The sequence below is a fragment of the Mesorhizobium sp. CO1-1-8 genome, assembly GCF_020164875.1.
GTDB lineage: Bacteria > Pseudomonadota > Alphaproteobacteria > Rhizobiales > Rhizobiaceae > Mesorhizobium.
This window is the reverse complement of the sequence record NZ_JAIUGZ010000001.1, coordinates 238,687-263,734: the sequence shown is the minus strand read 5'-3', so window position 1 is coordinate 263,734 and position 25,048 is coordinate 238,687. Positions and strand designations below refer to the sequence as shown.

The window sequence follows — 25,048 nt, the reverse complement described above, 5'->3', positions numbered from 1 at the left end:
CGGGGCCATCCCGCAGATCAGATCCGGAAAGCTCCGCGATGAACAGGAACTATCTCTTTCTCTTTCTGTTCAGCGTGCTGATGACATTCAGCGGACTGGCGAGCCTTCCACCCATCGACCGCGACGAATCCCGTTTTGTCCAGGCCACCAAGCAGATGGTCGAAACCTCCGACTATGTCGACATCCGTTTTCAGGATGCCTCGCGCTACAAGAAGCCGATCGGCATCTACTGGCTGCAATCGGCGGCCGTGGCGCTGAGCGGCGAGGGAGCGGCGGCGCCGATCTGGGTTTATCGCCTCGTCTCCATGCTTGGCATCGCCCTGGCCGTCGTCGGCATCGCCTGGACGGGCACGAAGCTGTTCGGGGCCAATGCCGGTCTCGCCGCCGGCCTGATGATGGCGGCGATCTTCGCCACCGCCTTCGAGGGTCGTGACGCCAAGACCGACGCCATGCTGCTGGCCTGCTGCGTGGCGGCGCAAGGCGCGCTCGCCCAGATCTATCTGGCATCGCGCCGCAACGAACCGGTAGCCGCCCATCTGCCCTGGATATTCTGGGCCGCTCAAGGCCTTGGAATCCTTATCAAGGGGCCGGTGGCTCCGCTCCTGTCGGTGCTGACGGTCGCCGCCCTGTTTGCCTTCGAGCGCGACTGGCGCTGGCTCCTGAAGCTGAAGCTCGTGCGCGGTGTCGCTCTGGTGGTGCTCATCGTGTTGCCCTGGGTCGCCCTCATCACCTGGAAGAGCGGCGGCGCCTTTCTCAGTGATGCCGTCGGCAAGGACATGATGGCCAAGGTGGCCTCGGGCGAGGAATCGCACGGCCTGCCGCCCGGTTTCTACATGCTGACCTATTCCTTGTTCATGTGGCCCTTCGGCCTGATCGCGGTCGGCGCCGGGTTGCAGGCCCTTAACCGTTTGCGTGACGATCCCCGGCTGCGTTTCTGCCTCGCCTGGTACATTCCGTTCTGGCTGGTGTTCGAGCTGATCCCGACCAAGCTGCCGCACTATGTCCTGCCGGCCTATCCCGGCATGGCATTGCTGATTGGCTGGCTGCTGACATTGTCGCCGCAGGAGGCGAATGCACCGCTCAGGCGCTGGCAGGACTGGTTGTGGTGGTCGACGGCATTTGGTCTTGCCGTGGTCAGCCTTGGCCTGGCGGCGGTCTGCGTCGGAGCGCCGATCTATCTCGCCGGCGCCTTCTCCTGGTGGAGCATCCCGGCCGCCGCGGCGGCGCTGGCGGCAGGATATTTCGCTTTTTCGCGACAGCTGCAAGTGCCGCTCTCCCGCATCGGCGCCATCGCGGTCTGCGCGGGCATCACCTATGGGCTGTTGTTCGGCGTCATTGCTCCTTCGTTGAAGCCGATCTGGCTGAGCCCGGCGATCGAGGCGGCAGTTCAGGCCAACAGACCTTGCGAAACCACGGTGCTCGCCTCAGCGGAATATCACGAGCCGAGCCTGGTGTTCCTGGTCGGCACCAAGACTGTCCTGACCGATGTCGATGGCGTCGCCAAGCATCTGCTCGGCGACCCCGCCTGCGCTCTGGCGCTGGCGCAAATCGGCGACGAGCAGAAACTGAATGGATTGCTGGCAGCCCAAGGCAAGTCGGCGAACCGCGTTGCCGAGGTCGACGGCCTCAACTATTCATCGGGAGACAAGCTGTCGCTCGGCCTCTATCGTGTAGTCCAGTGACGGCTCGCCGATGCCCATGACGGCAACAATGGGATCGAATTTCCTATGCTGGTGAAATCACGCCCGCCCGTTTCCAGCCTGCTCCTTGGGGTAGGGCGCCGGTCGCTCGACAACTTTCACGATACGATGCACATCGCCAAAAGCCGCCTTGCCACCCGTCCGGCCAGATACCCGAATATTTTGTGGTCGGTATGGGTGCTGGTCTGGGTTTTGCTCACGGCGGCGGCGTTTGTTCATCTCGACACCCCGGCCGGAATGCTTCATGGCAAGTGGTCGACGGGATTTGCCCGGACCGCCGACTTTTTCACCCAGTTCGGCCTGGGAGGCTGGTATCTTATTCCGTCGGCGCTTCTGCTTGTCGCCGCCAACCTGACGGATTGGCGAAGCCTCTCCCGGCGCTCGCTGATGCTGCTCTACAACTGGACCTGCCTGGCTTTTCTGGTGCTGTGCGCCACCGGCCTGTCGGGGCTCGCCGTCAATGTGCTGAAATATGCCATCGGCCGGGCTCGCCCGCTCTATTTCGGGGACTTTGGCGTGCTGGCCCTGCATCCTTTCGCCTTCGATGCGCGCTTCGCCGGCTTTCCATCCGGCCATGGTACGACAATGGGCGCGGTGTTCGGTGTCGCTTTGCTGTTGTTTCCGCGGCGCTGGTACATCGCCCTGGCGATCACCGCCTGCATCGCCTCGACGCGGGTCTTCGTCGGCGCGCACTATCCCAGCGACACCGTCGCCGGCTTCGGCCTCGGCTGCGGCTTTGCGCTAGCCTGCGGGCTGGTCTTTGCCCGGCTCGGCTTCATCTTCCGGCCGATGCCATCGGGGTTGCCGATCCGTAAGAGAACGTTTCGGCTGATTGGGCAGAGAAGGAAGGCTGCCTGAGCGTCCGAAGTTCAGTTGCCGTCCAGCCCGCCATAGGATCTGACCAAGCCCGCCATGCCGGGCGATTGGTGGTCTTCGCTTTCGAGCCCTTGTGCAACGCCGACGCGATCGGCGACCGGCCGGTTCTGGCTGACCTTCCACTTGCCGTGGATTTCGCTGATCTCGATTTCCAGCCCGATAATGCCCTTGATCTGCGACTGGATGAAGGGCGCCGGCGCATCGCTCACCGCCCAGGGCGCGGCGCGAGCGCCTTCCTGGGACACGGTCAGATCGGCGATCTGCCGCGCCAGCCAGTCCTGGTCATCCATCACCTTGACCGTGCCGCGCACCTGCACGATGGCATAGTTCCACGTCGGCACCACCTTGCCGGTCTCGCGCTTGGTCTCGTACCAGGACGGCGTCACATAAGCATCGCTGCCCTGGAAGACGATCAATACCGGTGACGCCGGGTTGTCGGCCAACAGGCCCCATTGCGGGTTGGCCCGCGCCAGATGCGCCCGCAGCCTGCCGTTCGGCCCGATTTCGGCGTCGAGCAGGAACGGGATGGCGTTGGCGACCGGCCCCTCGGGCCCGTTGGAAACCAGCAGGCCCAGCGGGTGCGCCCGGATCAGCCCGTGCAGGATCTCCGGCCGCGTTTCCCTGAAATGAGGAGGCTCGTACATCGCCGGCGCTTCGTCCTTTGCCTATCTCAGCCGCTTCGGGCGCGGATCCGACAATTCACCGGCCAGCCGGCGGTCGAGATAATCAGCGCATTCCTCGAGCAGCAGGTCGGCGTCGTTGGAGAAGAAATGGTTGGCGCCGGGCAAGGTCTTCTGCGTGATGGTGATGCCCTTCTGCGTGTGCAGCTTGTCGACCAGGCCCTGCACATCCTTCGGCGGCGCCACCTTGTCGGCATCGCCATGGATGATCAGGCCCGATGACGGGCAGGGCGCCAGGAACGAGAAATCATAGGTGTTGGGCTGCGGCGCGATCGAGATGAAGCCTTCGATCTCGGGACGGCGCATCAGAAGCTGCATGCCGATCCACGAGCCGAAGGAGTAACCGGCGACCCAGCAGCTCTTGGAATCGGGATGCAGCGACTGCACCCAATCCAGCGCCGCGGCGGCATCCGACAACTCGCCGGTGCCGTGGTCGAATTCGCCCTGGCTGCGGCCGATGCCGCGGAAATTGAAGCGCAGCGTGGTGAAATCCCGCTTCTGGAACATGTAGAAGAGGTCGTAGACGATCTTGTTGTTCATCGTGCCGCCGAATTGCGGGTGCGGGTGCAGGACGATGGCAATCGGCGCGCTCTTTTCCTTGGAAGGCTGATAGCGACCCTCCAGGCGGCCGGCAGGACCGGTGAAAATGACCTCAGGCATAAAATACTCCACTGGGTAATACGAATGCGCGGTGCCTGGAACGTTTCCTCTGGCCTTGACGCAGGGCGAGCGTCTTCTTAGAAGCTAGTTTAGAATTGTTCAAAACTGGGTGGCAAGACATCGAGCCCGGCCACCCGCGCCGCAAGCCGCGTAAATAGGACGGCTCGCCTTGGAATTTCAAGGAAATAACGCCATACGCCAGCGGAATGGCTTCTGACGGGACTTGACGGACGAAAATGGCCGCAAAACGCGCCTATCTCGATTATAATGCCAGTGCGCCGCTGCTTGCCGTGGCCCGTGAGGCTATGGTCGCGGCGCTTGACGTCGCCGCCAATCCATCATCGGTTCACGCCGAGGGGCGTGCCGGACGGCGCCTGATCGAGACCGCCAGGCGTGACGTGGCGGCGCTCGTCAACGCCAAGGCGGAGCATATCGTGTTCACCTCCGGTGCCACGGAAGCAGCCTCGACGCTGCTGACATCCGACTGGCGGATGGGGCGCGGCACTGTGCGCATGAGCCGGCTTTACGTGTCGGAAGCCGATCATCCCTGTCTGTTGAATGGCGGACGCTTCCCGGCAGCGCAGGTGAGCCGGATCGGCGTCGACGCCAACGGCATCGCCGATCTCGGCGCCTTGGCATCGGCGCTCGGCGGCCATGACAAGAGCGAAGGCCTGCCGCTGGTCGCTATCCATGCCGCCAACAACGAGACCGGCGTCATCCAGCCGATCGATCGCATCGCCGAAATCGTCAAGGTGGCGGGCGGTATCCTCATTGTCGACGCCGTGCAGGCCGCGGGGCGCGTTTCGATTGATCTATCGGAGGGTTACGCCGATTATCTGATTCTGTCCTCACACAAGATCGGTGGTCCCAAGGGCGTCGGCGCCATCGTCGCCGCTTCCGATCTGATGATGCCGAAGCCGTTGATCAATGGCGGCGGCCAGGAAAAGGGTCATCGCGGCGGCACTGAAAACCTCGCTGCCATTGCCGGTTTTGGCGCGGCTGCACGCGAGGCTCTTGCCGGACTGCAAGCTATGGATGCGGTGCGCCAGCGCCGCGACGAGGTCGAGGCCATCGTGAAATTGCTGGTGCCCGACGCGGAAATCTTTGGAACCGGTGCGCCAAGGCTTGCCAACACGGCATTCTTCGCTATTGCGGGCGTCAAAGCCGAAACCGCGCAGATCGCCTTCGATCTGGCCGGTGTGGCGCTGTCGGCCGGCTCCGCCTGCTCGTCGGGCAAGGTCGGGCCGAGCCATGTGCTGAAAGCCATGGGATACGGTGACAGTCTCGGCGCCTTGCGCGTGTCGATCGGTTCAGCGACCGGCCCGGAAGACATCGAGTTGTTTCGCGTTGCGCTGAGGGGAATCGCCGCGCGTCGGGCGAGTAGGGAAAAAGCCGCGTGAGCGGTTGGGAGCATCGGACCGAAAAGTGCGTAGCGGTTTTCGGGAAAATCCGATGCTTGACGAAAATGATTTGGGCCTTTCGGCCTGGTAGAGCCGTGCGTTTCATGTTGGCCGGGTGAATTTCCGGTCGGGGCGCACTATATGGAACTTACGCTGCCGCGAGCGCTCTTCGGCGTTCATTTTGGCGGTGCCATAGTTTGAAAACTGTCGGGCCTTGACCCCGGCGTGGATGGAGAACGCATATGCCTGCTGTGCAGGACACGATCGATCGGGTCCGAAAGATCGACGTCGACCAATACAAATACGGGTTCCAGACCGAAATCGCTGTCGACAAGGCCCCCAAAGGTCTCAGCGAAGACATCATCCGTTTCATTTCGGCCAAGAAGGAGGAACCGTCCTGGATGCTGGAATGGCGTCTGGAAGCGTACCGCCGCTGGCTGACCCTTGACGAGCCGACCTGGGCGCGCGTCCACTATCCGAAGATAGATTTCCAGGACATCTACTTCTACGCGGCACCCAAGAGCACACCCGGCCCGACCTCGCTGAGCGATGTCGATCCGGAACTCTTGAAGGTCTACGAGAAGCTCGGCATTCCACTGCGGGAGCAGGAAATCCTCGCCGGCGTGCAGAAGACCGACGCCTCGGAACTCGAGGAAGTCAGCGACAATGTCTACAAATCGGGCCGCGTCGCCGTCGACGCCGTGTTCGATTCCGTCTCCGTCGTCACCACCTTCAAGAAGGAGCTGGCGCAGGCCGGCGTCATCTTCTGCTCGATCTCGGAGGCCATCCGTGAGCATCCGGAACTGGTGAAGAAGTATCTCGGCTCGGTCGTGCCGACCTCCGACAATTACTACGCGACACTGAATTCCGCCGTGTTCACCGACGGCTCGTTCGTCTTCGTGCCCAAGGGCGTGCGCTGCCCGATGGAACTGTCGACCTATTTCCGCATGAACGAGAAGAACACCGGCCAGTTCGAACGCACGCTGATCATCGCCGAGGAGGGGGCTTATGTCTCCTATCTCGAAGGCTGCACGGCGCCGCAACGCGACGAGAACCAGCTGCATGCGGCGGTCGTCGAACTGGTGGCGCTCGACGATGCCGAGATCAAATATTCGACGGTGCAGAACTGGTACCCCGGCGACGCCGAAGGCAAGGGCGGCATCTACAATTTCGTCACCAAGCGCGGCGACTGCCGTGGTCATCGCTCGAAGATTTCCTGGACGCAGGTCGAGACCGGTTCGGCCATCACCTGGAAGTACCCGAGCTGCATCCTGCGCGGCGACGATTCCTCGGGCGAGTTCTATTCGATCGCCGTGTCGAACGGCTATCAGCAGGTCGACTCGGGCACCAAGATGATCCATCTCGGCAAGAACACGTCGAGCCGCATCATCTCCAAGGGAATCGCGGCCGGCTTCTCGCAGAACACCTATCGCGGCCAGGTTTCGGCGCACCGCAAGGCGACTAATGCCCGCAACTTCACCAATTGCGACAGTCTGTTGATCGGCGACCAGTGCGGCGCGCACACCGTGCCCTACATGGAAGCCAAAAACTCGACGGCGCAGTTCGAGCATGAAGCGACGACGTCGAAGATTTCCGAGGACCAGAAATTCTACGTCATGCAGCGCGGCATCCCGGAAGAGGAAGCGATCGCGCTGATCGTCAATGGCTTCGTCAAGGACGTCATCCAGCAGCTGCCGATGGAATTCGCCGTCGAGGCGCAGAAGCTGATCGGCATCTCGCTGGAAGGCAGCGTTGGGTAATTAGGAAAATGCTGAAGGCCTTGGGAACAGTATTGGTAGGCTCGTTTGCGATAGCGCTGTTTCTGGCGATCTCAGGCGCCGTGGTAGCGCTTGTCGGCTCTATCTGGGGCTTTTCAAGCCTGAAGCACGCCGGCGCCTCCGTTTCCGTCTTTGGTGGTTTTTGCTTTTTTGCTGCCCTTGTTCTGTTTCGCTACATCGGCCGGATAAAACCGAGGACGCAATGCAAAGCCAATAGCGGGAGCGTCGAGTGATATCGATGACTGCCCCCAACACCGATTACACCATCACTTACGACGACTATTTCAGAGAAAAGAAAAATGCTTGAAATCAGAAACTTGCACGCCCGCATCGTCGATGACGGCACCGAAATCATCCGCGGCTTGAACCTGACGGTGAAAGCCGGCGAGGTCGCCGCGATCATGGGGCCGAACGGCTCGGGCAAGTCGACGCTGTCCTACATTCTCGCCGGTCGCGAGGACTATGAGGTCACCGAAGGCGACATCCTCTACAACGGCCAGTCGATCCTCGAAATGGATCCGGCAGAGCGCGCCACGTCGGGCATCTTCCTCGCCTTCCAGTACCCGATGGAGATACCGGGCGTCGCGACCATGGAATTCCTGAAAGTGGCGATGAACGAGCAACGCAAGGCGCGTGGCGAAGAACCGCTGAAGATCCCGGAGTTCCTGAAGCGCGTGAAGGAAGCCGCCGCCTCGCTCAGCATGGACATGGCGATGCTGAAGCGGCCGCTCAATGTAGGCTTCTCCGGCGGCGAAAAGAAGCGCGCCGAGATCCTGCAGATGAAGCTCTTGGAGCCGAAACTGTGCGTGCTCGACGAAACCGATTCCGGCCTCGACATCGATGCGCTGAAGATCGTGTCCGACGGCGTCAACGCGCTGCGCGCGCCAGATCGGGCGTTCTTGGTCATCACCCACTACCAGCGCCTGCTTGAGCACATCGTGCCCGACACCGTGCACGTGCTCTACAAGGGTCAGGTCATCAAGTCAGGCGACAAGTCGCTGGCGCTCGACCTGGAAGCCAATGGCTATGCCGGCGTGATCGGCGAAGCCGCGTGAGATGCCAGAGGGCAAGGTCAAACTAATGAATATGCACGCACAACCGCAGCGGACACCGGCCGAGACAGCGTTGATCGACGCGTTCGGCGACCGGCTGTCGCTGCTGCCGGGCGACGGCGCGGTGATGCTGAAGCGCGACGACGCCATCGAGACGATCAAGCGCGGCCTGCCGACGCGACGTGTCGAATCCTGGCATTACACCGACCTGCGCCGGTTGCTGAATACCGTGCCGGACTTCGACCCGGCCGCCATGGCCAAAGCCATTGCACCGATCGTCGACGGTTCCGCCGTGGTGTCGATCCTGAACGGCAAGTCCGACGCCAAAGTGCCGGTTCTTGAAGGCGTCTCTTTCCAGCGCCTGTCGGAAAAGCTGATCGACGGCAGCGCAGCACCGGGGCTCGAGCCCTATGGCAGCGACGACGCGATCGGCGCGCTGAACACGGCTTTCGTCGCCGACGGGTATTTTGTCGACATCGCCGATGGTGTGGAACTTGAAAAGCCTGTCGAGTTGCAGAACCTGCAGGTCGGCGGCCAGACCCATGTGCGCCTGGCCGTTCGTGTCGGCGCCGGCGCCAAATCCGTCATCGTCGAACGGCAGACGGGTGACGGCGCTGCCCTGGTCAGCTCGGTCAGCCAGCTCGTGCTCGGCGAGGGCGCCGAGGTGACGTGGCTGATTGTCCAGGAGCAGCCGGAAACGGCGACGCATCTGGCGCAGTTCAAGGCCCATATCGGCAAGAATGCGAAACTGACGTTGTTCGTCATGAACGCCGGCGGCAAGCTGGTGCGCCAGGAGATCATGGTCAGGACGACTGGCGAAGGCGCCGATTTCAAATTGCGCGGCATCAATCTCTTGGCCGGCGACACCCACACCGACGTGACCATGGTGCTCGACCACGCCGTGCCGCACACGACCTCGACGGAAGTCATCCGCAACGTGGTGACGGGCAAGGCGCGCGGCGTCTTCCAGGGTCGCATCAACGTCCATCAATATGCGCAGAAGACCAACGCCAAGATGGCATGCAACACGCTGCTGCTGTCGGATGACGGCGAGTTCTCGACCAAGCCCGAGCTGGAAATCTTCGCCGACGACGTGATTTGCGGCCACGGCGCGACGGTCACCGAAATCGACCACGACCATCTGTTCTACCTGATGGCGCGCGGCGTCGACGAGAAAAGCGCGCGGGGCTTGCTCGTGAAAGCCTTCGTCGCCGAGGTGATCGAGGAACTGGACGATGAGGCGATCGTCGAAGCGCTGGAAGCGCGGCTCGACGGTTGGTTCGCGGCACACGGGTGATCTGATGAACGCACCGGGCAAGATGGGAGATTTCTACGACATCGAAGCGATCCGCCGCGATTTCCCGATCCTGTCGCGGGAAGTCTATGGCAAGAAGCTGGTCTATCTCGACAATGGCGCCTCGGCACAGAAGCCGCAGGTGGTGCTGGACACAATCCAGCACGCCTATTCCCAGGAATATGCCAACGTCCACCGCGGCCTGCATTTTCTGTCGAACGCCGCGACCGACGCCTACGAAAAGGCCCGTGAGACGGTGCGCCGCTTCCTCAACGCGCCAAGCACCGACAACATCGTCTTCACCTCGAACACGACCTCGGCCATCAACACCGTCGCCTATGGCTATGGCATGCCCAACATCGGCGAGGGCGACGAGATCGTCCTGTCGATCATGGAGCACCACTCCAACATCGTTCCCTGGCATTTCATCCGCGAGCGGCAGGGCGCGAAACTCGTCTGGGTGCCCGTCGACGATCTCGGCGTCTTCCACATCGAGGAATTCGAGAAGCGGCTGACCGACCGCACCAAGCTGGTCGCCATCACCCAGATGTCGAACGCGCTGGGCACGGTGACGCCGATCAAGGAGATCGTGCGGATCGCGCATGCGCGTGGAATTCCCGTCCTCGTCGACGGCAGCCAGAGCGCCGTGCATATGCCGATCGATGTGCAGGATCTCGACTGCGACTTCTTCGTCTTCACTGGCCACAAGGTCTACGGCCCATCAGGCATCGGCGTGCTCTACGGCAAGAAGGACATTCTGTCCGGCATGCGCCCCTTCATGGGCGGTGGCGAGATGATCGAGGAAGTGACGGAAGATGTCGTCACCTACAACGAGCCGCCGCACCGTTTCGAGGCCGGCACGCCGCCGATAGTCCAGGCGATCGGGCTCGGCGCGGCATTGGACTATATGGAATCGGTCGGCCGCGAGCGCATTGCAGCACACGAGGAAGATCTGAAGAACTACGCGCATGAGCGGCTGCGCGCCATCAATTCGCTGCGCATCTTCGGCGACGCGCCCGGCAAGGGCGCCATCATCTCGTTCGAACTGCAAGGCATCCATGCCCATGACGTGTCGATGGTCATCGATCGGCAGGGCGTTGCAGTTCGCGCGGGCACCCATTGTGCCCAGCCCCTGTTGAAACGTTTTGGTGTAACCTCCACATGCAGGGCATCGTTCGGCATGTATAATACCAGGGCCGAAGTCGACGCTTTGGCCGAGGCGCTTGAAAAAGCGCGCAAATTCTTCGGATGACGATTTTTTGGGTGACGACCATGGATGATGCAAGCATCGCTGCCGAGACCACTCCGGAAACCGCGCCCAACGCGGTGGTTTCGGGGTCGGCCATTCCAGCCGACGAGTTGGCACGGCTGACCGACGACATCGTCTCGGCGCTGAAGACGGTCTACGATCCGGAAATTCCGGCCGATATCTACGAGCTCGGCCTGATCTACAAGATCGACATCGAGGACAATCGCTCGGTCAAGATCGACATGACGCTGACCGCCCCCGGCTGCCCGGTCGCCGGCGAAATGCCCGGCTGGGTGGAGAATGCCGTCGGCGCCGTCGAAGGCGTGTCCGGCGTCGAGGTCAACATGACTTTCGACCCGCCATGGTCGGCCGACCGCATGTCGGAAGAGGCGCAGGTGGCGGTTGGGTGGTATTGAGGTCAGTCTACCTTGCCGCCATAAGCCTTGGTATACTCCGTGACGAGGCGAAATATGTCACCGAAGTGCACGTCTAGGTCGTTTGTCACAACCCAGAGTCCGCTTAAACCGGCAAGATGAGTATTGATTCGGTCCCACCGCGCCTTGAGTGTTGTAGACAGTTTTCGTCTTTCGACTTCTGATATACCAATGACGAATGACATTTTATATCCGCGGTAGTCATAGGCAGATAATTTCTCTATCGACGTCCATGCAATAAACTCAGGGGCTATGCGACGATCTTTGAAGCCGGCGGGAGCTATGATTACAACCGTTTGGTTCGGACTGATCAATGCCCATAGAAAATGCAAGAAGTGGGCTCCAAAAAGCAATACACCCATCCAGCCCAGGAACTGATTGAAACTACCTGCTGAAACGAATGCCAGCATTGGCCAAGCAAAAAGAAAACTCACCGTACACGTGAAGGCTCCAAGGATGACCAGGCCGGTCAAGCGGAGCGGTGATCGGCTAAACTCCACGATCTGGGTCACGTCAATTTTAACTTCGCCACAATCCATATGCTCTTCGTAACATGCAAGATCGAGGGTGTGGCAAGAGCCCTCCCACCTAGCCTCTTGTCATCAGCTGTCGATTGGACCATTTAATAGCATCATTCCGTAGGCCTTGAACCTGCGTGAACACGGAGAAAAAGAATGGGACGCTTCGCCGTCATCACGATGACCGAAAAGGCCGCCGACCGGGTGCGCGAGATCGTCGCCACCCGCGACAACGCGCACGGCATCCGCCTCGGCATAAAAAAAGGCGGCTGCGCCGGCATGGAATACACGGTCGATCTGGTGACCGAGCCCAACACCAAGGACGACCATATCGAGCGTGACGGTGCGCATGTCTATGTGGCGCCCGAGGCAGCGCTGTTCCTGTTCGGCACCGAGATGGATTTCGAGCAGACGACGTTGCGCACCGGTTTCACCTTCCACAATCCGAACCAGAGCTCGGCCTGCGGTTGCGGCGAATCCGTCGAACTGAAACCGGCCGATCTGAAGGCGCTGGCAGAGGCCCGCGCTTCCTGAGTTCCCTTCGCCCCGTAGGCGGGGCGAAGAACGCTACTCCACCCACATGCCCGTCCGCTTGTGCCAGTCGGCGATCGATTCCTCGGGATAGACGTCGAAGGCCTTGTCATGCTTGCCAACCTCCGGCTCCACCCAGTTCGCCTTGTATTTCAGCATCAGGTGCACCTTGCTTGGCGGAATGGGTAAATCGCTGTCGATCGCCGAGGCGAAGGGATGCACCAGTTCCGGCCATGTCGGATCGTAGAGCCAAAGGGCCGCCCCGCATTTCTTGCAGAAATTGCGCTCGCCGGTCGAGATTTCGCAATGCGGATGCTCGTCGTCCTCGATCTCCGCCCGAAAGACGCCGAGACTGCGCTTGCCCCTGATGTTCAGTGTCTCGTTGTCGGCACCCAGATTGATGGCAAACCCGCCGCCGCCCTGCTGCTTGCGGCAGATCGAGCAGTAGCACAGCATGAATGGCGCCGGCGTGTGGCTCTCCACCTCGAAACGCACGGCATTGCAGCGGCAGGACCCTTTGAGCAGAAGCGGCATGACAAAACTCCGACGGATGGCTCTCAACCTGTCAGCATGATTTTGTTTGCGGCGATGACAAGGCCAAATGCCGGTGCCATGATCGCGGCATGGACAATGAACGCATCGCCGAACTGTTCGAAGGCCTTGGCCCCGTCAGCATCCGCAAGCTGTTCGGCGGCAAGGGCATCTATTTCGACGGCGTCATCGTCGCCATCGTGCTGCGCGGCGAATTGCTGCTGAAGGCCGACGAGCAAAGCGCGCCCGAGTTCGAGGCCGCCGGCTGCACGCAATGGACCTATACCGGCTCGCGTCACGGCAAGCTAGTCGCCATGCCCTACTGGAGCGTTCCCGACAGCGCTTTCGATGATCCCGACGAGATGACGGCCTGGGCACGCCGGGCCTATGAGGCGGGGCGGCGGGCGGGGAAGTAGCTGCGTAGCGCGAAGCCGCCCCCTCATCCGGCCGCTTCGCGGCCACCTTCTCCCCGCTGGGGAGAAGAGGTCGGCGCCGGTGCCGGCAAGCTCCTCTCCCCTCGGGGAGAGGTCGGATTGCCCTGAATTGCCGCTTGCAATTCGGTTTCGGCAATCCGGGTGAGGGGCCCTTCGCCGCGTGAACCTACAGCGCCTTTGCAATCCTCGCCGCCAGCCGCGCATTGTTTTCGACCAGCGCGATGTTGGTCTTCAGGCTCCGGCCGCCGGTCAGTTCGAGGATCTTCGACAGCAGGAACGGCGTCACCGCCTTGCCGGTCACGTTGAGCGCCTCGGCGGCCTTCTGCGCGGCGTCGATATAGCTCGCCATCTCTTCAGCCGGGATTTCATGGTTCTCGGGCACCGGATTGGCAATCAGCATGCCGCCGGCGAGCCCCAGCGCTGCCCTCGTCTGGTAGAAATGCGCAATCTCTTCCGGCTCGTGCAGGGTCAGCGGCGCGCGGAACGGCGATTGCCTGGACCAGAAGGCCGGCATCGTCTCGCAGCCATGGCCGATCACCGGCACGCCGCGCGTCTCCAGCACCTCCAGCGTCTTTTCGATGTCGAGGATCGCCTTGGCGCCGGCCGAGACGACGATGACCGGGGTACGCGCCAGCTCGTCGAGATCGGCGGAAATGTCAAAGCTCTTTTCCGCACCCTTGTGCACGCCGCCGATACCGCCGGTGGCGAACACTTTTATGCCGACCATATGCGCCGCGATCATCGTGGCGGCGACCGTGGTGCCACCGGTGCGCCCTTGCGCCACGGCAAAACCGAGATCGGCGCGCGACAGTTTCATGGCGTCGCCCGTCATCGCCAGCGATTCGCGCTCGCCGTCCGAAAGCCCGATCTTGATGCGGCCGCCAACCACGGCGATCGTCGCCGGCACGGCGCCGCCATCGGTGATGATCTTTTCGACATCGGCCGCCATGGCGCCATTGTCCGGGTAGGGCATGCCATGGGTGATGATGGTGCTTTCCAGCGCCACCACCGGCCGGCCGGCCGCCAGAGCCTGCGCCACCGGCGCGTGGATGTCGATGAAGGGGCGGGCGGTCTCAGGGGTCATCAGGGTCTCCAATCCGGAATGCGGAGCGTCTGTCGGGACATCAGGCAACATCGCGGCACTATGAATTTGCCGGTCTCATGCCATTTCCCTGGCATCCGGCACAAGAGCCAGCGCTTCCGCGAAGCTCGCCGCGGTAAACTCCGGAACGGCGTTGGCGCTTTCGATGGCAAGCGTCGCCCCGGCAATGCCTTCGCGCAGAGCTGCCCGCAGCGGCAGTCCGTGCAGCAGGGCAGCGACCGTTGCGCCCGCCAGCGCATCGCCGGCGCCGGTGACGTCAGCGACCTTTCTTGGCGGCGGCGGCAGGATCGAGAAGGCGCCGGCGTCATCGAAGCCCAGCATGGGCCCGCCGCCCGCCGTCACCACGCCGCTGACGAGGCCGCTGCATCGCAACCCATCGACGACCTCGCGCTCCGTGGCATTCGCGGCGACGCCGGCCAGCACCATGGCCTCGCGCCGGTTCATGAACACCAGCGAGAGCTCCTTCAGCACCGGTATCAGCCGCGTTACCTTGGCCGGGGAAATGGCAATGGCGAAAACCGGCTTGCCCGCGGCGAGCGTGACCATCCGTTCCAGCGCCGAAGAGGGCAGGTTGGCGTCGCACAGGATCGCGTCGGCGGCGGCGATCACCTCCCGCACCTTGGAGCGCCTGATCTGCTTGGGAAACGCCAAATCATAGAGCGCCATGTCGGCAAAGCCGACGATCAGTTCGCCCTCGCTGTCGATCAGTGCCGTGTAGCTCGGCGTCGTGCGGTCGAGGAAGACCGCCGACAGGTCGGCAATGCCAGCCTCGGCAATGGCTCGCGAAACGGTGTCGGCAGCCGCATCGCCGCCGCGAACCGACATGAGCGACGCGGAGACGCCGCGCCGCACGGCACTGCGCAAAGCGTTGAAGACGCCGCCGCCGACATCCTCGCGCATTGTGCCCGGATTGGAGGCGGCGGGCACGTAAGCGCCGGACACCTGGCCGCGCCGATCGATATGGGCGCCGCCTACGGCCAGTACTTTCGCGGATTTCAGCATGCCGGCGATATGACCTTTGTTATTCCAGCCGCACAAGCGCTAGGCTGTGCGACGGAGCTTCGCATGCGAGGCGGCGATTCGGCAGGTCGAAACAACCGAGCCGTCTGGCCCAACGTAGTGCAATCCTGATCGAATCCCTTGGACAAAAAAAGAACAAATCCGGATATTGTTTGTTTTTCAGATATTTGATCCCTCTTGCCAAATGAGAACAAAAAAGGTACAAATAGGCAGGGATTACGGATTGTCCGGCCTTCATTGACGACCAAGGGGTGATGTATCATGGCTCAGAATTCTTTGCGGCTGGTAGAGGACAAGGCAGTGGACAAATCAAAGGCTCTGGATGCGGCGCTGTCGCAGATCGAGCGGGCTTTCGGCAAGGGCTCGATCATGCGGCTCGGCGCGAACGAGCAGGTCGTCGAGATCGAAACGGTGCCGACCGGCTCGCTTGGCCTCGACATCGCGCTTGGCGTCGGTGGCCTGCCGCGCGGCCGCATCATCGAGATCTACGGGCCGGAAAGCTCGGGCAAGACGACGCTTGCCCTGCACACCGTGGCCGAAGCCCAGAAGAAGGGCGGCATCTGCGCTTTCGTCGATGCCGAGCACGCGCTTGATCCGGTCTATGCCCGCAAGCTTGGCGTCGATCTCGAAAACCTGCTGATCTCGCAGCCCGACACTGGTGAGCAGGCGCTGGAAATCTGCGACACGCTGGTGCGCTCCGGCGCCATCGACGTGCTGGTGGTCGATTCGGTCGCGGCGCTGACGCCCCGTGCCGAAATCGAAGGCGAGATGGGCGATTCTCTGCCGGGCCTGCAGGCCCGCCTGATGAGCCAGGCGTTGCGCAAGCTGACCGCCTCGATCTCGCGCTCCAACACCATGGTCATCTTCATCAACCAGATCCGCATGAAGATCGGCGTCATGTTCGGTTCGCCCGAGACGACGACCGGCGGCAACGCGCTGAAATTCTACGCATCGGTGCGCCTCGACATCCGCCGCATCGGCTCGGTCAAGGACCGCGACGAGGTCGTCGGCAACCAGACCCGCGTCAAGGTGGTCAAGAACAAGCTGGCCCCGCCCTTCAAGGTGGTCGAGTTCGACATCATGTACGGTGAAGGCGTGTCCAAGACCGGCGAACTGGTCGATCTCGGCGTCAAGGCCGGCGTGGTCGAGAAGTCGGGTGCCTGGTTCTCCTACAATTCGCAGCGTCTCGGTCAGGGCCGCGAGAATGCAAAACTGTTCCTGCGCGACAATCCCGACACCGCACGCGAGATCGAGCTGGCGCTCAGGCAGAATGCCGGGCTGATCGCCGAGAAATTCCTGGAGAATGGTGGTCCCGAGCGCGGTGAAAGCGACGACGGTTTCGAGGAAGAATCCGGCGCGATGTGACAGCTCGATGTCGGCCGGAGTTCGGCCATAATCGCGTTCTATTATCTCAGGCTTAAGTAATTGAGTTCCGCGTTATTGCGTTTTGAAACCGCCGGCCCAGTGCCGGCGGTTTTGCATTTTGGCGCCGAAACCAGGCCGGTTCGAACGGCCGGCAAAGGCCGTGGATTGGACCAATTCCGTGTTTCTGGACAGGGTGAAGCGCGGCGGCTAAAAGGCCAAGTCTTAATCTTCTAAAACGCAGAGCCCATTTCCGCCGGTTCGCCGGCGGCTCTTCCGAAAAGGCAGCATTCATGAGTGGCGTGAACGAAATCCGGTCGACATTTCTCGACTACTTCCGCAAGGAGGGTCACGAGATCGTCGCGTCGAGCCCGCTGGTGCCGCGCAACGATCCGACGCTGATGTTCACCAACGCCGGCATGGTGCAGTTCAAGAACGTCTTCACCGGTTTGGAAAAGCGGCCCTATTCGCGCGCTTCGACCGCCCAGAAGAGCGTGCGCGCCGGCGGCAAGCACAACGACCTCGACAATGTAGGCTACACCGCGCGCCATCTGACCTTCTTCGAGATGCTCGGCAATTTCTCCTTTGGCGACTACTTCAAGGAGCGCGCCATCGAGCTCGCCTGGAACCTGATCACCAGGGAATTCGGGCTGAACAAGGACAAGCTGCTGGTCACCGTCTATCACACGGACGACGAGGCGGCCGGGTTCTGGAAGAAGATCGCCGGTTTTCCCGACGACCGCATCATTCGCATCGCGACATCGGACAATTTCTGGGCGATGGGCGATACCGGCCCGTGCGGTCCGTGCTCGGAGATTTTCATCGACCGCGGCGAGCACATCTGGGGCGGCCCTCCCGGCAGCCCGGAGGAGGATGGCGACCGTTTCCTGGAATTCTGGAACCTGGTGTTCATGCAGTATGAACAGGTGACAAAGGAGGAGCGCATCGACCTGCCACGCCCCTCGATCGACACCGGCATGGGCCTGGAGCGCATGGCGTCCATCCTGCAAGGGGTGGAAAGCGTCTTCGAGACTGATCTGTTCCGTCACCTGATCGACGCGGCCTCGTCCGCGATCGGCCATGGCCCCGACAAGGAGACGGTCGCGTCCTACCGGGTCATTGCCGATCATCTGCGCTCGTCCTCCTTCCTGGTCGCCGATGGCGTGCTGCCCTCGAACGAAGGCCGTGGCTATGTTTTGCGCCGCATCATGCGCCGCGCCATGCGTCATGCGCAGTTGCTCGGTGCCAACGAACCGCTGATGTGGAAGTTGGTGCCGGCGCTGGTGCGCGAAATGGGCCAGGCCTATCCGGAGCTGCTGCGCGGCGAACAGTTGATCACCGAGACGCTGAAGCTCGAGGAAACGCGTTTCCGCAAGACGCTGGTGCGCGGCCTCGGTCTGCTCTCGGAGGCGACCGAAACGCTGCATGCCGGCGACATGCTGGACGGCGAGACGGCCTTCAAGCTCTACGACACCTATGGCTTCCCGCTCGACCTGACGCAGGACGCACTGCGCCAGCGCAGCATTTCGGTCGATCTTGCCGGCTTCACCAACGCGATGGAGCAGCAGAAGGCCGAGGCGCGCAAGCACTGGGCAGGCTCCGGCGACGCGGCCACCGAGACCATCTGGTTCTCCGTGCGCGAGAAGGCCGGCGCCACCGAGTTCCTCGGCTATGAGACTGAAGCTGCCGAAGGCATCATCCAGGCGCTTGTCCGGGATGGCAAGGCTGTCGACAGCGCCGGCAAGGGCGACGCGGTGGCGATCGTCGTCAACCAGACGCCGTTCTATGCCGAGTCCGGCGGCCAGATGGGCGACACCGGTATCATTTCAGGCGAAGGTTTCTCGATCGAGATCTCGGATACGCAGAAGAAGGCCGATGGGCTGATCGTCCACATCGGCAAGATGGCCAGCGGCACGGTCAAGACAGGCGCTGCCGTCGAGCTGAAGGTTGACCATGCCAGACGCTCCAGGCTGCGCGCCAACCATTCCGCGACGCACCTGATCCATGAGGCGCTGCGCGAGGTGCTGGGCAGCCATGTCGCGCAGAAGGGCTCGCTGGTGGCTCCCGAGCGCCTGCGCTTCGACATCTCGCACAACAAGCCCATTTCACCGGAGGATCTCGAAGAGGTCGAGCGCATGGCCAACGAGATCGTCGTCCAGAACAGCCCGGTATCCACGCGGCTGATGTCGGTCGACGATGCTATCGCCGAAGGCGCCATGGCGCTGTTCGGCGAGAAGTATGGTGACGAAGTGCGCGTCGTGTCGATGGGCACGGGCGTGCATGGCGCGAAGGCCAACCGGCCCTATTCGGTCGAGCTCTGCGGCGGCACCCATGTCAGGGCGACCGGCGATATCGGTCTGGTGCGTGTCGTCTCCGACAGCGCGGTTGCCGCCGGCGTGCGCCGCATCGAGGCGCTGACCGGCGAAGCCGCGCGCAAACACCTCGACGAGCAGGACCGGCGTTTGAAGGCGACGGCGGCCGTGTTGAAGATTTCGCCGGCCGATGTGCCGGCGCGCGTCGAGACGCTGCTCGAAGAGCGCAAGAAGCTCGAGAAGGAATTGACCGAGGCGCGCAAGAAGCTGGCGCTGGGCGGCGGTGCCGCGGCCGGTGCGCCTTCGGAAAACGAGACGGTGGCGGGTGTCGGCTTCCTCGGCAAGACGGTCTCCGGTGTCTCGCCTAGGGATTTGAAGCCGCTGGCCGATGCCGGCAAGAGCTCGCTCGGCTCAGGCGTCGTAGTCTTCGTCGGCGCCGGCGAGGACAACAAGGCCAGCGTCGTCGTGGCCGTCACCGACGACCTCATTGGCCGCTTCAGCGCCGTCGACCTGGTGCGCGTGGCCTCCGCCGCATTGGGCGGGCAGGGCGGCGGCGGGCGGCCCGACATGGCCCAGGCCGGTGGCCCCGATGCGTCGAAGGCCGATGATGCGATTGCAGCGGTGAGGGCTGCACTCGCAGCGGCGTAGGCGAGTGGACTGATTTTAAAGGAACGGTTGGAGGGACAGCGGGGGGCGCTGCCCCGCGGACGTCTCTTACTAGCCGACTTTTTCAGCCCGCACGAAGTTCGGCCGAGCCGCAATGCGCGTATACCAGTCCCGGATATCAGGGAACTCAGCCAGCACCTTTTGCCCCTCGCTGACCTTGACGAAATAGGCGATGATCGGCGCCGCGTGCAGGTCGGCCAGTGTCAGTTGCTCGCCGAGCAACCATGGTCCCTCTGCCTTCAATGAGGTCAGCACTTTCAGCGCCGTCTCTGCCTGTCGCAACCCGCCGGTGATCAATTCCTCATCCGGCTCAGCCTTTTCGAGCCGCTCGACGGCGACATCCCAGACCATCGCGCGATAGCCATAGGCGTCGAGCATGCCAATGATCTGGGCCATCCTGGCGCGGCCGCGCGCGTCGGCAGGCTGCAGCGCTGGTCCGTCGAAGGCCTCGTCGATATAGCGGGCAATCGCATTGGTCTCGAAGAGGTAAAACCCGTCATGCTCGAAGGCCGAGATGCGGCCGAACGGATGATGCTCGAAATACCAGGCGGGAATGCCATCAGTGGCAAAGACATCGACCGGCACAAGCTCGCAGTCGATGCCTTTTTCCGCGAGTACGAGGCGGACGATGCGTACATACACGCTGTAGCCCGCCCCGTAGACGATGGGCTTGCCCATCTCGCTTACTTGTCAGGCCATCGCCTTTTGCAGGTTCTCGTCGATCTTGTCGAGGAAACCGGTGGTCGAAAGCCAAGGCTGGTCGGGGCCGATCAGCAGCGACAGGTCCTTGGTCATGAAGCCGGATTCGACCGTCTGGATGCAGACCTTTTCCAGCGTTTCGGAAAAACGCTTCAGCTCGGCATTGTCGTCGAGCTTGGCGCGGTGCGCGAGGCCGCGCGTCCAGGCGAAGATCGAGGCGATCGAATTGGTTGACGTTTCCTCGCCCTTCTGGTGCTGGCGGTAGTGGCGGGTGACCGTGCCGTGCGCGGCTTCCGCTTCCACCGTCTTGCCGTCCGGCGTCATCAGCACCGAGGTCATCAGGCCGAGCGAGCCGAAACCCTGCGCGACCGTGTCGGACTGCACGTCACCATCATAGTTCTTGCAGGCCCAGACATAGCCGCCCGACCATTTCAGGGCGGAGGCCACCATGTCGTCGATCAGGCGGTGCTCGTACCACAGCTTCTTCGACTTGAATTCGGCCTCGAACTCGGCCTCGTAGACCTCCTGGAAGATGTCCTTGAAGCGGCCGTCATAGGCCTTGAGGATGGTGTTCTTGGTCGACAGATAGACCGGATAGTTGCGCAGCAGGCCATAGTTCAGCGAGGCGCGGGCAAACTCGCGGATCGACTCGTCGAGATTGTACATGGCCATGGCGACACCGGCGCCGGGCGCGTCGTACACATCGTGCTCGATCACCTGGCCGTCCTCGCCGACGAACTTGATGGTCAGCTTGCCCTTGCCGGGGAAGCGGAAATCGGTGGCGCGGTACTGGTCGCCGAAGGCATGGCGGCCGACGATGATCGGCTTGGTCCAGCCGGGCACCAGGCGCGGGACGTTCTTCATGATGATCGGCTCGCGGAAGATGGTACCGCCGAGGATGTTGCGGATGGTGCCGTTCGGCGACTTCCACATCTTCTTCAGCTTGAACTCCTCGACGCGCTGTTCGTCGGGGGTGATCGTCGCGCATTTCACGCCGACGCCGTGTTTCTTGATGGCGTTGGCCGAATCGATGGTCACCTGGTCGTTGGTGGCGTCGCGATGCTCGATGCCGAGGTCGTAATATTCAAGCTTGAGGTCGAGATAAGGGTGGATCAGCTTGTCCTTAATGAACTGCCAGATGATGCGGGTCATCTCGTCGCCGTCGAGTTCGACGACCGGGTTCGCCACCTTGATCTTCGCCATGAAAGAATGCCTCGTTGCTGGGATATGGGACGGCCTTGCCCGCGTGGCGTTGGGCCGGGAGATGTCGCCCGTATATCAAAGCGCTTTTGGCCACGCAAACGGCGATCGGTCACGAATTGGGGGCCAGAGTCGTCGTCATTTGCGAATGCTTCATTTTCCCGGCCGAATGTGGCAGGGACGCTGAAATGCCGCAAACAGCAGTTCATTGACAATCATGCCCGTCACCAAAGATCCCGATAGCATTGCAGTCGCCGGCCCGGCGATCATCCTCGTCGAACCTCAGCTTGGCGAGAACATCGGCATGGTCGCGCGCGCCATGGCCAATTTCGGTCTGTCGGAGCTGCGCCTGGTCAACCCGCGTGATGGTTGGCCGAGCGAGAAGGCACGCGCGGCGGCCAGCCGCGCCGACCATGTCATCGACGCTGTCACCGTCTTCGACGATCTGGCCTCGGCGCTCGCCGACCTGAACTTTGTCTTCGCCACCACGGCCAGGCAGCGCGACGGCTTCAAATCCGTGCGCGGGCCGGTGGAGGCGGGCAGGCTGCTGCGGGCGCGCCACGTGATGGGCCAGCGCACCGGCATCCTGTTCGGACGCGAACGCTTCGGCCTCTACAATGACGAGGTCGGCCTTGCCGACGAGATCGTGACTTTCCCGGTCGATCCCGATTTCTCCTCGCTCAACATCGCCCAGGCCGCGCTTCTGATGTCCTACGAATGGATGAAGTCCGGCCTGGAAGACGAGACCAGGACCAATTTTTCCGGCCCGGACATGAAGCCGGCAAGCAAGGAAGAATTGCACGGCCTGTTCGCCTATCTCGAAGGTGCACTGGAAGCGCGCGGCTATTTCCGGCCGGCACCGAAGAAGCCGAAAATGGTCGACAATCTGCGCGCGGTGCTGACACGCGCCGGCTTTGCCGAGCCGGAGCTCAAGGTGCTGCGCGGCATCATCTCGTCGCTCGACAGGTTTTCGCCGGCGATGCCGCGCGGCGATGGTTCCCCTGGCGATGACCCACGGCGCTTGCCCGCGGCCGCCGCGCGTGCCCGCAAGGCGGAAGCGGGGCGCCTTGCCGACACCGGCAAGGACGATGACATACCGCCGCTGGGCGGAAAAGGAACCGACAATGACTGAGCGGCCGATCCTGATGTTCGATTCGGGCATCGGCGGGCTTACCGTGCTGCGCGAGGCGCGCGTGCTGATGCCCGACCGCCGCTTCATCTATGTCGCCGACGACGCCGCGTTTCCCTACGGCGCTTGGGAAGAGCCGGCGCTGAGGGTGCATATCCTTGAATTGTTCGGCAAACTGCTTGAGCAGTTTGCGCCGGCCATTTCCGTCATCGCCTGCAACACCGCCTCGACGCTGGTGATCGATGCGCTGCGCGAGAGATTTCCCGAGCATCCTTTCGTCGGCATGGTGCCTGCGATCAAGCCGGCGGCGGAACGCACACGCTCAGGGCTGGTTTCGGTGCTGGCGACGCCTGGCACCGTCAAGCGCCAGTACACGCGCGACCTGATCAGCAAATGGGCGCAGAAATGCCATGTCCGCCTGGTCGGCAGCGACAGGCTGGCGGGACTGGCTGAGATCTACATGCGTGAGGGCTTCGTCGATGAGGAGGCCGTGCGCGCCGAGATCACGCCGTGCTTTGTCGAACATGATGCGCTGCGTACGGATATCGTCGTGCTCGCCTGCACACACTATCCCTTTCTCGCAAATCGCATGCGCAAGACAGCGCCTTGGCCGGTCGACTGGCTCGACCCCGCTGAAGCGATCGCGCGCCGGGCGTTGTCGCTTCTCGCCGACATCGATCCGGGCGGTCGTGGGGAGATGCTGCCTGAAGGGCCCGACCTTGCCGTCTTCACATCGAAAAGAGCCGATTTCCCGACTCGTCGCCTGATGCAGGGGTTCGGGCTGGCGATGTCGTGATTGCGAAGCGGAACATCATGGCAGTCGTTGCGTTTTTCTCCTGACGCTAACGGGAGAAAGAGCCATGCCAGCCACCTCGAAAGCCCAGCAGAAAGCCGCCGGCGCGGCTCTGTCGGCCAAGCGCGGCGAGACCAGGAAGAGCGAACTCCAGGGCGCTTCCAAGGGAATGTACGAATCGATGAGCGAAAAGCAGCTCGAGGAATTCGCCGAGACGAAGCGCAAGGGCCTGCCGGAGAAGAAGTCGAAAGACTAGGACAGTCCGCCGTTCAACGGAAACGCCGAAGAACACCAGCTGGAATCAAAAAGCCCGCGGCGAAAACCGCGGGCTTTGAAATGAATGTCGACCGCTGAGACCCGATTGGAGCTTACCAGCGTCCGCCGCAGCGCTTGATCTTGTAGCGGACGACCTTCTTGTGGCCGTGCCGCCAGATAACTTTTTTCTTGATCACGATGCGGCAAGCCTGGTGATGCCGGTGTCCTTGCCAATGCCTGGCCTCCGCCGGCTCCGGTGTCATGACCGCCATGGATCCCGCCAACACAGCGGCTCCTGTCAGGGTAAGGAAGAATTTCTTCATACGAATGTAGCTCCTCTGCTCCGGTCCCTTCCTGATGCCGCTGGCGCAACCTCCCGCCACATCCGGCACTGTACTCAACCCAGAGACGCTATATCGTCGCCATGGCCTACGCCAGCCACAAGCTTGACACAGGTTAAATCTCCGTTTAATCAGCGCCAACACCGGGCCGCAATGCCCGGTGGTTTTCTTTATGTGCGCAAGATGCGTGGAAATCCAATTCTACTATCTTGTTTGAACTGACGTGTCCCGTGGGTTTTCCGCCGCGTTGCGTGGGAAAACCCTGTCAGGTCTCGAAAACGGAGGCCAGAGGAGGGCGCGTTTCCTTCACCCGGACCATGAGGTTCCGGGTGTGTTGTTTTGAAAAGGGAATGCGATGAGCAAGCGCGAATCCGCGAAGTACAAGATCGACCGCCGTCTCGGCGAAAACATCTGGGGCCGCCCGAAGTCCCCGGTCAACAAGCGTGAATACGGTCCCGGCCAGCATGGCCAGCGCCGCAAGGGCAAGCTTTCCGATTTCGGCCTGCAGCTGCGCGCCAAGCAGAAGCTGAAGGGTCACTATGGCGACGTTTCGGAAAAGCAGTTCCGCAAGGTCTATGAAGAGGCTGACCGCCGCAAGGGCGACACCTCGGAGAACCTGATCGGCCTGCTCGAATCGCGTCTCGACGCGGTCGTCTACCGCGCCAAGTTCGTGCCGACCATTTTCGCCGCCCGTCAGTTCGTCAACCACGGCCACGTCAACGTCAACGGCAAGCGCGTCAACATCGGCTCGTACCGCTGCAAGCCGGGCGATGTCGTCGAAGTGCGCGAAAAGTCCAAGCAGCTGGTTATCGTTCTGGAAGCGGTCGGTCTCGCCGAGCGCGACGTGCCGGACTACATCGAAGCCGATCACAACAAGATGGTCGCGACCTTCTCGCGCATCCCCGGCCTGGCGGACGTTCCGTTCGCCGTGCAGATGGAACCGAACCTGGTCGTCGAATTCTATTCGCGCTAAACGAGCGCATTCTGCGACATCCTGCGAAGGCCGCCCGTCGAGGCGGCCTTTTCTTTGTC

26 protein-coding genes are annotated in these 25,048 nt (G+C 62.2%); 17 read left to right on the top strand and 9 right to left on the bottom strand.

Annotated features, from left to right (window positions below; all coding sequences use genetic code 11):
* Positions 1–38: 38 nt before the first annotated feature.
* Together LB558_RS01350 and LB558_RS01345 are read left to right on the top strand one after the other, a co-directional pair.
* Positions 39–1,682 (top strand): ArnT family glycosyltransferase, encoded by a 1,644-nt coding sequence (locus LB558_RS01350; protein ID WP_224695804.1) that lies wholly within the window; start codon positions 39–41, stop codon positions 1,680–1,682.
* A 126-nt stretch (positions 1,683–1,808) separates the two neighbouring features.
* Positions 1,809–2,558: a phosphatase PAP2 family protein gene (locus LB558_RS01345; RefSeq protein WP_224695803.1), complete on the top strand. Its 750-nt coding sequence runs from the start codon at positions 1,809–1,811 to the stop codon at positions 2,556–2,558.
* 11 nt (positions 2,559–2,569) lie between these two features.
* Here the strand turns inward: LB558_RS01345 and LB558_RS01340 are convergent, their stop codons facing one another.
* Positions 2,570–3,220, bottom strand: coding sequence for an FMN-binding negative transcriptional regulator (locus LB558_RS01340; RefSeq protein WP_224695801.1), 651 nt, complete (start codon positions 3,218–3,220; stop codon positions 2,570–2,572).
* Positions 3,221–3,241: 21 nt separating this feature from the next.
* A complete protein-coding gene (locus LB558_RS01335) occupies positions 3,242–3,916 on the bottom strand; it encodes an alpha/beta hydrolase (RefSeq protein ID WP_013532163.1) in 675 nt (224 codons plus the stop codon).
* Between the two features lie 236 nt (positions 3,917–4,152).
* Here LB558_RS01335 and LB558_RS01330 point away from each other — a divergent pair, with 236 nt between their 5' ends.
* The 7 genes from LB558_RS01330 to LB558_RS01300 all read left to right on the top strand — a co-directional run bounded on the left by LB558_RS01330 (position 4,153) and on the right by LB558_RS01300 (position 11,105).
* Positions 4,153–5,316 carry a cysteine desulfurase family protein gene (locus LB558_RS01330; protein ID WP_224695799.1) on the top strand — a complete coding sequence of 388 codons (1,164 nt, stop codon included), beginning with the start codon at positions 4,153–4,155 and terminating at the stop codon, positions 5,314–5,316.
* 242 nt (positions 5,317–5,558) lie between these two features.
* Positions 5,559–7,076 (top strand): Fe-S cluster assembly protein SufB, encoded by a 1,518-nt coding sequence (sufB, locus tag LB558_RS01325; RefSeq protein WP_224695798.1) that lies wholly within the window; start codon positions 5,559–5,561, stop codon positions 7,074–7,076.
* Between the two features lie 8 nt (positions 7,077–7,084).
* Positions 7,085–7,327, top strand: coding sequence for a hypothetical protein (locus tag LB558_RS01320; protein ID WP_224695797.1), 243 nt, complete (start codon positions 7,085–7,087; stop codon positions 7,325–7,327).
* Positions 7,328–7,393: 66 nt separating this feature from the next.
* Positions 7,394–8,149, top strand: a complete 756-nt coding sequence (gene sufC, locus LB558_RS01315; protein WP_023810312.1) for a Fe-S cluster assembly ATPase SufC — start codon at positions 7,394–7,396, stop codon at positions 8,147–8,149.
* A 25-nt stretch (positions 8,150–8,174) separates the two neighbouring features.
* On the top strand, positions 8,175–9,443 hold the full coding sequence (gene sufD, locus LB558_RS01310) for a Fe-S cluster assembly protein SufD (protein WP_224695795.1): 1,269 nt from the start codon (positions 8,175–8,177) through the stop codon (positions 9,441–9,443).
* A gap of 4 nt (positions 9,444–9,447) precedes the next feature.
* The gene (locus LB558_RS01305; RefSeq protein ID WP_224696211.1) at positions 9,448–10,692 is read left to right on the top strand and encodes a cysteine desulfurase; all 1,245 of its coding nucleotides are present in this window, start codon (positions 9,448–9,450) and stop codon (positions 10,690–10,692) included.
* Between the two features lie 20 nt (positions 10,693–10,712).
* Complete coding sequence (locus LB558_RS01300; protein ID WP_224695794.1) at positions 10,713–11,105, top strand: SUF system Fe-S cluster assembly protein; 393 nt, start codon at positions 10,713–10,715, stop codon at positions 11,103–11,105.
* Between the two features lie 2 nt (positions 11,106–11,107).
* Here the strand turns inward: LB558_RS01300 and LB558_RS01295 are convergent, their stop codons facing one another.
* Entirely contained in the window at positions 11,108–11,662 is a 555-nt protein-coding gene (locus tag LB558_RS01295; RefSeq protein ID WP_224695793.1) for an STM3941 family protein, read from the bottom strand.
* A 135-nt stretch (positions 11,663–11,797) separates the two neighbouring features.
* Between LB558_RS01295 and sufA the strand changes: the two genes are divergently transcribed.
* Positions 11,798–12,175, top strand: a complete 378-nt coding sequence (gene sufA, locus LB558_RS01290) for a Fe-S cluster assembly scaffold SufA (protein ID WP_127319470.1) — start codon at positions 11,798–11,800, stop codon at positions 12,173–12,175.
* Positions 12,176–12,208: 33 nt separating this feature from the next.
* On the opposite strand, the gene LB558_RS01285 is transcribed toward sufA, so the two are convergent.
* Positions 12,209–12,706: a GFA family protein gene (locus LB558_RS01285; RefSeq protein ID WP_224695792.1), complete on the bottom strand. Its 498-nt coding sequence runs from the start codon at positions 12,704–12,706 to the stop codon at positions 12,209–12,211.
* A gap of 89 nt (positions 12,707–12,795) precedes the next feature.
* Here LB558_RS01285 and LB558_RS01280 point away from each other — a divergent pair, with 89 nt between their 5' ends.
* Positions 12,796–13,119: a TfoX/Sxy family protein gene (locus tag LB558_RS01280; protein ID WP_224695791.1), complete on the top strand. Its 324-nt coding sequence runs from the start codon at positions 12,796–12,798 to the stop codon at positions 13,117–13,119.
* A gap of 184 nt (positions 13,120–13,303) precedes the next feature.
* Here LB558_RS01280 and LB558_RS01275 read toward each other — a convergent pair whose 3' ends face one another.
* Together LB558_RS01275 and LB558_RS01270 are read right to left on the bottom strand one after the other, a co-directional pair.
* On the bottom strand, positions 13,304–14,221 hold the full coding sequence (locus LB558_RS01275) for a pseudouridine-5'-phosphate glycosidase (protein ID WP_224695790.1): 918 nt from the start codon (positions 14,219–14,221) through the stop codon (positions 13,304–13,306).
* Positions 14,222–14,296: 75 nt separating this feature from the next.
* On the bottom strand, positions 14,297–15,241 hold the full coding sequence (locus LB558_RS01270) for a carbohydrate kinase family protein (protein ID WP_224695789.1): 945 nt from the start codon (positions 15,239–15,241) through the stop codon (positions 14,297–14,299).
* 279 nt (positions 15,242–15,520) lie between these two features.
* On the opposite strand from LB558_RS01270, the gene recA reads away from it, so the two are divergent.
* Both recA and alaS read left to right on the top strand, forming a co-directional pair.
* Positions 15,521–16,624: a recombinase RecA gene (gene recA / locus LB558_RS01265; protein ID WP_127258281.1), complete on the top strand. Its 1,104-nt coding sequence runs from the start codon at positions 15,521–15,523 to the stop codon at positions 16,622–16,624.
* A gap of 290 nt (positions 16,625–16,914) precedes the next feature.
* Complete coding sequence (gene alaS / locus LB558_RS01260) at positions 16,915–19,581, top strand: alanine--tRNA ligase (protein WP_224695788.1); 2,667 nt, start codon at positions 16,915–16,917, stop codon at positions 19,579–19,581.
* Positions 19,582–19,650: 69 nt separating this feature from the next.
* Here the strand turns inward: alaS and LB558_RS01255 are convergent, their stop codons facing one another.
* A complete protein-coding gene (locus LB558_RS01255) occupies positions 19,651–20,277 on the bottom strand; it encodes a glutathione S-transferase family protein (RefSeq protein ID WP_224695787.1) in 627 nt (208 codons plus the stop codon).
* A gap of 12 nt (positions 20,278–20,289) precedes the next feature.
* Entirely contained in the window at positions 20,290–21,501 is a 1,212-nt protein-coding gene (locus LB558_RS01250; RefSeq protein ID WP_127258286.1) for an NADP-dependent isocitrate dehydrogenase, read from the bottom strand.
* A 214-nt stretch (positions 21,502–21,715) separates the two neighbouring features.
* On the opposite strand from LB558_RS01250, the gene LB558_RS01245 reads away from it, so the two are divergent.
* From LB558_RS01245 to LB558_RS01235, 3 genes are all read left to right on the top strand, one after another.
* On the top strand, positions 21,716–22,630 hold the full coding sequence (locus LB558_RS01245) for an RNA methyltransferase (protein ID WP_224695785.1): 915 nt from the start codon (positions 21,716–21,718) through the stop codon (positions 22,628–22,630).
* On the top strand, positions 22,623–23,423 hold the full coding sequence (gene murI, locus LB558_RS01240) for a glutamate racemase (RefSeq protein WP_224695783.1): 801 nt from the start codon (positions 22,623–22,625) through the stop codon (positions 23,421–23,423). Before LB558_RS01245 ends, murI begins: the two co-directional genes overlap by 8 nt.
* 64 nt (positions 23,424–23,487) lie before the next feature.
* Positions 23,488–23,676: a DUF3008 family protein gene (locus LB558_RS01235; protein WP_224695781.1), complete on the top strand. Its 189-nt coding sequence runs from the start codon at positions 23,488–23,490 to the stop codon at positions 23,674–23,676.
* A gap of 112 nt (positions 23,677–23,788) precedes the next feature.
* Here the strand turns inward: LB558_RS01235 and LB558_RS01230 are convergent, their stop codons facing one another.
* Positions 23,789–23,998, bottom strand: coding sequence for a hypothetical protein (locus tag LB558_RS01230; protein ID WP_224695779.1), 210 nt, complete (start codon positions 23,996–23,998; stop codon positions 23,789–23,791).
* Positions 23,999–24,371: 373 nt separating this feature from the next.
* Between LB558_RS01230 and rpsD the strand changes: the two genes are divergently transcribed.
* The gene (gene rpsD / locus LB558_RS01225; protein ID WP_023759539.1) at positions 24,372–24,989 is read left to right on the top strand and encodes a 30S ribosomal protein S4; all 618 of its coding nucleotides are present in this window, start codon (positions 24,372–24,374) and stop codon (positions 24,987–24,989) included.
* The last annotated feature ends 59 nt before the right edge of the window (positions 24,990–25,048 follow it).

Coding starts and splice junctions, on each gene's coding strand:
- LB558_RS01350 (WP_224695804.1), top strand. CDS start 39: ATGAACAGGAACTATCTCTTTCTCTTTCTGTTCAGCGTGCTGATGACA.
- LB558_RS01345 (WP_224695803.1), top strand. CDS start 1,809: ATGCACATCGCCAAAAGCCGCCTTGCCACCCGTCCGGCCAGATACCCG.
- LB558_RS01340 (WP_224695801.1), bottom strand. CDS start 3,220: ATGTACGAGCCTCCTCATTTCAGGGAAACGCGGCCGGAGATCCTGCAC.
- LB558_RS01335 (WP_013532163.1), bottom strand. CDS start 3,916: ATGCCTGAGGTCATTTTCACCGGTCCTGCCGGCCGCCTGGAGGGTCGC.
- LB558_RS01330 (WP_224695799.1), top strand. CDS start 4,153: ATGGCCGCAAAACGCGCCTATCTCGATTATAATGCCAGTGCGCCGCTG.
- sufB (WP_224695798.1), top strand. CDS start 5,559: ATGCCTGCTGTGCAGGACACGATCGATCGGGTCCGAAAGATCGACGTC.
- LB558_RS01320 (WP_224695797.1), top strand. CDS start 7,085: ATGCTGAAGGCCTTGGGAACAGTATTGGTAGGCTCGTTTGCGATAGCG.
- sufC (WP_023810312.1), top strand. CDS start 7,394: ATGCTTGAAATCAGAAACTTGCACGCCCGCATCGTCGATGACGGCACC.
- sufD (WP_224695795.1), top strand. CDS start 8,175: ATGAATATGCACGCACAACCGCAGCGGACACCGGCCGAGACAGCGTTG.
- LB558_RS01305 (WP_224696211.1), top strand. CDS start 9,448: ATGAACGCACCGGGCAAGATGGGAGATTTCTACGACATCGAAGCGATC.
- LB558_RS01300 (WP_224695794.1), top strand. CDS start 10,713: ATGGATGATGCAAGCATCGCTGCCGAGACCACTCCGGAAACCGCGCCC.
- LB558_RS01295 (WP_224695793.1), bottom strand. CDS start 11,662: ATGGATTGTGGCGAAGTTAAAATTGACGTGACCCAGATCGTGGAGTTT.
- sufA (WP_127319470.1), top strand. CDS start 11,798: ATGGGACGCTTCGCCGTCATCACGATGACCGAAAAGGCCGCCGACCGG.
- LB558_RS01285 (WP_224695792.1), bottom strand. CDS start 12,706: ATGCCGCTTCTGCTCAAAGGGTCCTGCCGCTGCAATGCCGTGCGTTTC.
- LB558_RS01280 (WP_224695791.1), top strand. CDS start 12,796: ATGGACAATGAACGCATCGCCGAACTGTTCGAAGGCCTTGGCCCCGTC.
- LB558_RS01275 (WP_224695790.1), bottom strand. CDS start 14,221: ATGACCCCTGAGACCGCCCGCCCCTTCATCGACATCCACGCGCCGGTG.
- LB558_RS01270 (WP_224695789.1), bottom strand. CDS start 15,241: ATGCTGAAATCCGCGAAAGTACTGGCCGTAGGCGGCGCCCATATCGAT.
- recA (WP_127258281.1), top strand. CDS start 15,521: ATGGCTCAGAATTCTTTGCGGCTGGTAGAGGACAAGGCAGTGGACAAA.
- alaS (WP_224695788.1), top strand. CDS start 16,915: ATGAGTGGCGTGAACGAAATCCGGTCGACATTTCTCGACTACTTCCGC.
- LB558_RS01255 (WP_224695787.1), bottom strand. CDS start 20,277: ATGGGCAAGCCCATCGTCTACGGGGCGGGCTACAGCGTGTATGTACGC.
- LB558_RS01250 (WP_127258286.1), bottom strand. CDS start 21,501: ATGGCGAAGATCAAGGTGGCGAACCCGGTCGTCGAACTCGACGGCGAC.
- LB558_RS01245 (WP_224695785.1), top strand. CDS start 21,716: ATGCCCGTCACCAAAGATCCCGATAGCATTGCAGTCGCCGGCCCGGCG.
- murI (WP_224695783.1), top strand. CDS start 22,623: ATGACTGAGCGGCCGATCCTGATGTTCGATTCGGGCATCGGCGGGCTT.
- LB558_RS01235 (WP_224695781.1), top strand. CDS start 23,488: ATGCCAGCCACCTCGAAAGCCCAGCAGAAAGCCGCCGGCGCGGCTCTG.
- LB558_RS01230 (WP_224695779.1), bottom strand. CDS start 23,998: ATGAAGAAATTCTTCCTTACCCTGACAGGAGCCGCTGTGTTGGCGGGA.
- rpsD (WP_023759539.1), top strand. CDS start 24,372: ATGAGCAAGCGCGAATCCGCGAAGTACAAGATCGACCGCCGTCTCGGC.